The following is a 320-nucleotide window of genomic DNA, read 5'->3' as shown; positions in this document are numbered from 1 at the left end:
TGGCGCCGGGCTTCCCACTGTGAACTGGCTTCGGCAAACGCCGGTTGATTGGAACGCAGCAAGCCCTTGACCTGCAGCATGTTGGCGATCAGGTTGCGGTGAGTCAGCATCGCGCCCTTGGCCACGCCAGTGGTGCCGCCGGTGTATTGCAGCACGGCGATATCGCCATTGCTCGGCGCGGCTTCCTTGACCGACTGGCCACGGCCTTTGGCCATGGCAGCGGGGAATTTGACGGCCTGCGGCAGGGTAAAGGCCTGTCTCTTATACACAATTTACGCTGCCGTCGACGCTCCCCGAGGGTTTTACATTCCAGGTCATGT

The 320-nt window shown here is 61.2% G+C and carries 1 pseudogene; it reads right to left on the bottom strand.

Annotated features, from left to right (window positions below):
* Positions 1 to 254 (bottom strand): annotated as a pseudogene (locus ACQ4LH_RS21575) (AMP-binding protein); the annotation flags it as partial.
* Between the last annotated feature and the right edge of the window lie 66 nt (positions 255 to 320).

The sequence above is a fragment of the Pseudomonas peli genome (genome assembly GCF_050563605.1).
In the GTDB taxonomy this organism is placed as follows: domain Bacteria; phylum Pseudomonadota; class Gammaproteobacteria; order Pseudomonadales; family Pseudomonadaceae; genus Aquipseudomonas; species Aquipseudomonas peli_A.
This window is presented reverse-complemented; position numbering and strand designations above follow the sequence as displayed.